The organism is Acinetobacter sp. YH12070, from assembly GCF_013419625.1.
GTDB lineage: Bacteria > Pseudomonadota > Gammaproteobacteria > Pseudomonadales > Moraxellaceae > Acinetobacter > Acinetobacter amyesii.
Genome location: NZ_VOZT01000104.1, coordinates 1 through 5262 on the forward strand (window position 1 = coordinate 1; position 5262 = coordinate 5262).

Annotated in this window: 8 protein-coding genes and 1 pseudogene; 1 reads left to right on the plus strand and 8 read right to left on the minus strand. The window is 38.4% G+C overall.

Translation table 11 applies throughout. The features are described 5' to 3' along the window. The 6 genes and pseudogenes from FTU17_RS17785 to FTU17_RS16750 form a co-directional block, all read right to left on the minus strand. Positions 1-306: MbeB family mobilization protein (locus FTU17_RS17785; protein ID WP_373684081.1), on the minus strand; the 306-nt coding region annotated here is incomplete at its 3' end. Between the two features lie 370 nt (positions 307-676). After that, positions 677-994: pseudogene (locus FTU17_RS17790) on the minus strand (hypothetical protein); the annotation flags it as partial. Continuing rightward, positions 975-1319, minus strand: a complete 345-nt coding sequence (locus FTU17_RS16735; protein ID WP_166137874.1) for a MobC family plasmid mobilization relaxosome protein — start codon at positions 1317-1319, stop codon at positions 975-977. The gene FTU17_RS16735 and the pseudogene FTU17_RS17790, both read right to left, overlap by 20 nt. Positions 1320-2486: 1167 nt before the next feature. Then, complete coding sequence (locus FTU17_RS16740) at positions 2487-3296, minus strand: hypothetical protein (protein WP_180136079.1); 810 nt, start codon at positions 3294-3296, stop codon at positions 2487-2489. 57 nt (positions 3297-3353) lie between these two features. Continuing rightward, on the minus strand, positions 3354-3635 hold the full coding sequence (locus FTU17_RS16745; RefSeq protein WP_180136081.1) for a type II toxin-antitoxin system YafQ family toxin: 282 nt from the start codon (positions 3633-3635) through the stop codon (positions 3354-3356). Then, on the minus strand, positions 3628-3921 hold the full coding sequence (locus tag FTU17_RS16750) for a type II toxin-antitoxin system RelB/DinJ family antitoxin (RefSeq protein WP_004870963.1): 294 nt from the start codon (positions 3919-3921) through the stop codon (positions 3628-3630). Before FTU17_RS16750 ends, FTU17_RS16745 begins: the two co-directional genes overlap by 8 nt. A 166-nt stretch (positions 3922-4087) precedes the next feature. On the opposite strand from FTU17_RS16750, the gene FTU17_RS16755 reads away from it, so the two are divergent. Then, positions 4088-4606: a hypothetical protein gene (locus tag FTU17_RS16755; RefSeq protein ID WP_180136082.1), complete on the plus strand. Its 519-nt coding sequence runs from the start codon at positions 4088-4090 to the stop codon at positions 4604-4606. 64 nt (positions 4607-4670) lie between these two features. Here FTU17_RS16755 and FTU17_RS17795 read toward each other — a convergent pair whose 3' ends face one another. Together FTU17_RS17795 and FTU17_RS17800 are read right to left on the minus strand one after the other, a co-directional pair. Next, the gene (locus FTU17_RS17795; protein ID WP_180136084.1) at positions 4671-4979 is read right to left on the minus strand and encodes an MbeD/MobD family mobilization/exclusion protein; all 309 of its coding nucleotides are present in this window, start codon (positions 4977-4979) and stop codon (positions 4671-4673) included. 3 nt (positions 4980-4982) lie between these two features. Beyond that, positions 4983-5262, minus strand: a 280-nt coding sequence (locus tag FTU17_RS17800) for a hypothetical protein (RefSeq protein ID WP_218955570.1), incomplete at its 5' end; no start/stop codon positions are given.

Below are 5262 nucleotides of genomic sequence, written 5' to 3' on the forward strand. Positions count from 1 at the left end.
CTGTTGGGCGATTATCTCTGCGTTCTTGCCGATTTTGTGGCTCTGATAGGCTAGGATTCCCCACATCACTAAAATGGCTGTGATCACGGCTATGGCTACGATGCTCCAAGTTTTTAACATAGTCGGGAGTAACCGTCTGTTCTGCTCTTGGATAGCGGAGTTCATTGCTCTCTCGTTTTCTTGTAACAAGTCTTTCAAGCGTTGCTCGTGCTTCTTGAACTCTGTCGCTACGACTTGCTCGGTATCTTTCGCTTGCTCGCTCGATGTCTGCTCGAAGCTCTTTGCCAAATCTAAAATCTTGCTCATAGATCATTCCTTTAAGACGAATATTTTTACCCCCATCAGGGTCTTTGATGCTGATTGTTTTTGGTGTAGTCCTAGCAATCTCAAAGCCTGCGGATTCAAGCGTTTTAATCACATCATCACGGCTTTGGATACGTCCACTTTCAGCAACGCTTAAAAGTCCATCTGTGATGATTTCTGAGGCTTTTTGCTTATGCTTTGGCAAAGCATTAGGAGTGCATAACTCACGCTTATTTAGAGGGTCATTAGGGTCATGTAGCTTGTAATGATCATTTACTAGGTCTTTCCATGCATTTAAACGTGGACGATCTGCTTTGTCGTAGTAAGGCTGTAGGCGTTTACCGCTTTGAAGTTCCACATTTGCTACAACGAAATTAAGCTCTAGGCGGTCTTTATCTTGGTGCTGTACCCATAAAATTGAGTATTGATCTTTATCTATACCTGGCATCAATACACGTTCAAAACTATCCATGATCTGTTGCTTTTGGTGTTCGTCTAAATCACGTTCTGCAAACGATAAAACACCCGATGTATATTTTTGAGCAAAGTTAGTGCTATCAATCAATTGAATCATTTGTTCAGGGTCGCCACGGTCTAGCCTTGCATCTTCCCGATCTCGGTCTTTACCAAGTAAATAATCCACGGGACCACGCCCCGAACCTGCACCACGACTATGTATTTTTATGATCATTGTGCAATCTCTGAAGCTCTCGCTCTATACCTGATAAAGCTGTGATTATTGCTATACGGTCTATTGCTGAACTTGTTTTACTTTGCTGATTAACCAATCTAGCTATCTGATTTAGGTTATTTCCAATGCCTGCAAGCTGTCTTAATAATTTTGGGTCTACTTCAATGACTTTGCTTTGCTTGGTACGTTTTTCACTTAAACAAGTTTCACGCATCCAACTCGCAAGGCTAGCTGTAGTACATCGGTCTAAAAGGGCTTGATGTTCTTCATCCGTTAAACGGATTTTGATTTCCTTTTGTCTTTTGACTATTTCTTTTTTGGTCATGCCTAAATCAGATCCTCGGTTTGTAACCGTACAAAGAAAAAATCTATGATTTTTCTCTTTGGGCGGTTTTCGGGGGTGTCGGGGGTGAAGCCCCTGATCCCAGTAGCACAAAAGGGACGAAGTCCCCTTTGTGTATGCTGGCTTCTAATCACAATAGCATGTTGATTACAGGCCGACAAGATTCGCTAGAATATTGACTACATGTGATCAAAGGCTATCTGTGATTAGGTCGGTATTGGATGAGTAGTTACAAGATTATGGACAATCGCAAGCGACCGCCTTTTCTGATCTATGCACAAACACTATGCATAACTCCGCATAAATCACAGATTTATACGTTGAGTTACACACAGGTTTGATGCACAGGAAAAGTCTTTGCCCACAACCGTTGTTAACTCCTTTCAGTAATAATTTTTTTAAATAATTATTCTTAATATATAAAAAGCAAATGCTCTCAACTTCTCAACTCGCCCCCAAAGCGTCGGGCAAGCCCTTTGGCTTTGGTGAACGGTTGAGAGAGTTTCGGCAATACTCTCCCTAAAGGCGGTCATTTAAAAAAATGACGCATCCTTTAAGTATTGCCGATTTACCGCATATTCTTTTGGCTTCGGAGCCACGTATATCGGTCGTATCCGCACATAGCTTTGCAAACTATGCAGACAAGGACTAAAGGTCTTGCACCTCTCCCCACACGCTCCCTGTCGAAGTATGGCGGTATCTCTGCGAGGGTTTCCCCAACATACAACTTAACCAACCTATACAACTACTCTTAACGCTCCGCTTTTGTGAGATTCCCCTGTAGCGGTTTAGCCTTTCGACTATCGCTACGTTGCACCAGTGACACTTATTCCCTCCACATGCAACGCATGCCAATCCGTAAAACGGACACGCAGGAGCAGGCAAAGCTCGATCTAGGATGCTTATTTGATGATTTAAAACACGGATTAACGAAGACTTATCATTTTGGGTCTTGAACTAAACACTGTTTATTGTGAAAATAGAGTTCAGGTACAAGCCTTAGTGTGAAATCATAACGGTCGTCAAACCTTATGATCTTCGTTACTTGATGTCGTTGCATCAAATAACTGCGTACCGCTGAATATAAAGCGAAAGCCCGTCGAGTTTCAATACTTGATGGGCTTTTTCTTTGTATTTTTAAATTAAAATTTACTTTTCTTTGTTTAAAGCAAACTTTCGCTTCTTAATCACAGTAATCGGCTTTTCTTGTGGAGCCATATTTTTCTGAATGGCTACCTGCTTCATTTCTACTGGTACAGCACTATTTTCAGTAGACTTTGGACTAGATTCTTTAGGCTTCGAGTCTGTTGATTTTTGCAGAGTTGCCTCTTTATTTTTAATTTTTATATAAATTTCATGTACGACCGTATTATGTTCTTTAATCTCCCTATTTTTGCTCGTTATTTTTTTATATTGTTCTTTAAAGGGCTTTATAAAATCCTTGATAGTTGATAGCAGTAGAGCTTCATCAGGGTGTATATCAGCCAGTGTTTTTGGTGCTTCCATTTGCACAAAATCAATGAAATTCAGGGGAAATTTTTCAACAATTTCAGGCGTTGCAAAACTAATAAAATCATGTCCATGATAAGAAATTACAGCATATTTCGTATCCTGCTTAATCGGATGTTTGATATACCCCCTTATGGTCGCTTCACCCTGATCCAGTAGCTTCTTTAGATAGAAATCTTTGATTTGATTTTCTGAAAATGCACTTTTCCTATAAAAATTAATTTTTTTATTAATTTCTTCTCGTTCTTCTATTTCATCAATATTCTCTAACTTATTACTAAATTCAATAAATTGAGCATGATTATGTTGAGCAAGTTCAGAAGTCCAAATTAAGAGTTGTGCAAGATTATCAGACTTAATAATCTCAATATGATTTAAATCAAGCTTCTTCATTAGCGTAAGTTCTTCCTGCTTGAACTCTTTTCTTTCTAAACTTGACCGCTTCAACATAACAACTTCCTTAACTTTCACTAATTTTAAAACATTAAAACAGGTCTAACTGGTCACCTAACCAAAAACCTCTGAATGGCTATCTAACTGGTGTAATTCTAAAGTGTCATCTCCCACAAGCCTGTAAATCAAAACTAAATCAGGCTTCACATGACAATCACGACAATTTTTGAACTCTGCGCCACCTTTTAAGGGGTGATCTAAGTATTTTTCAGGTAATGAATTATTTTCTACTAAACAATCTAATACCTCTGCCCATTCAGCCGTAACCAATTCTAAATAACGTCTTTTAATATCACGTTTAAAAGAACTGGTTACGATAATCTTACGTTTAGCCATGTGCTTCTTCCGACATAGCTTTAATCGCTTCTTCTACCGTTTCGTACTCGGTGTACTCGCCATTTTCAATTTCTTTTAAAGATTGAAGTAACTTGGCTGCTGCTTTAGGAGTTAAAGCAGGTTCTCGTGCATAGTCAAAAGACAAAGGAATCGCTTTAGTTTTAACGATTTGATTCAAGAACAGTTTGAATGCTTGAGGCATAGTCAAACCATAGTCTTCCAAAATAGGGGTAACTTGTTCTTTTAACTCTGCTTCTAAGCGCATATTGAAATTGACTGCGGACATGATTCCCTCACTCAAAAACCATTAAAGTAAAGATAATATAAGTCATATTCTTTACTTTTTCATTACTTTTAATGTAAGAAAATCTGATTTTAAAGTATTCTTTTTGGGTTTTTCAAAAAATTAACTAAGCTAATACCCTCATAAGTCTAATTAACATAGGTAAATCATGAGAATATTTTTATTAACTCTCTTAGCATTAGCTCTAACTGCTTGTTCAAAGCCTTACGACAAATATATTGGTTACTGGCAATTAGAAGACACCAAGTATCCAAAAATTTTAGAAATTCGAAAGGAAGATAAAGATACTTACCTAGTTAATGAAAATATATTCAGAGATACCGATTTATTAGGCAAAGCAAAAAAAGAGACAGTTCTAGAAAAAACTGAGAAAGAAGAACTAGGTGTTAATAACGGTTTAACTGTGATTCCTTTCAACTTGTCTGATGATGGAAAAACATTACGTATTCGTGACCAAAAATATGTAAAAATTTCTGAGGATATTGCCAAAACTGCTGTTAAAAATAGAAAAGACTGTAACGACTTAAAAGTTAAATACACTGAAGAAAAGAAACCATTTGATGGCTTTTTCTTTAATGGCAACCCGAACCAAGCCAAACTTGATGCCGTTAAAGCAAAATATAAAGAATTACAGCAAAAAATACCTGAATGCAATTTTAGTATTTAAGTCGCTTAAAAATGAGGGATGGCTCATCAGCCAAACCTCATCCCATAACTTTTTTTAGGTTCATTCATTTCTTTAACTTGCTGACTTGCATTTCTAATGCCTGTAATTGCTCTATCAAGGCTTTGTTTTGTATCTTGAAGTCTTGCACTTGAAAGCTCAAGTTGCTTACTTGCCGAGCTAATTTGTTCAAGCTCTCGTTTCGGGTCTGGTCTGTTTCGCTGATGTTCTCTAAAAGCTTCTTGAATGCTTCCCTGACGCTCTGATTGTCTTGCTTGGTACTCTCGAACATCTTGAGTAAATCGGCTTCCCTCTGCTGTTGTTGCGCCTGTGCTTGTTCCAAGGCTTCGAGTAAGTGCTTTTCTAATTCGGTCATCAATTAATACCCCATCGGAACCATTAAGCTGCCATTCTGCCAAGTCGGTGCATCCTTGTTCACTAGAACGCATAAGCGTTTGCGATCTTTGTTGTCTATGCAGTCTTTCAGCTTGATGTTGCCCCCCTTGTTCGCTAAGTCCTGTATAGCTAGGTTCTGTTGGGCGATTATCTCTGCGTTCTTGCCGATTTTGTGGCTCTGATAGGCTAGGATTCCCCACATCACTAAAATGGCTGTGATCACGGCTATGGCTACGATGCTCCAAGTTTTTAACATAGTCGGG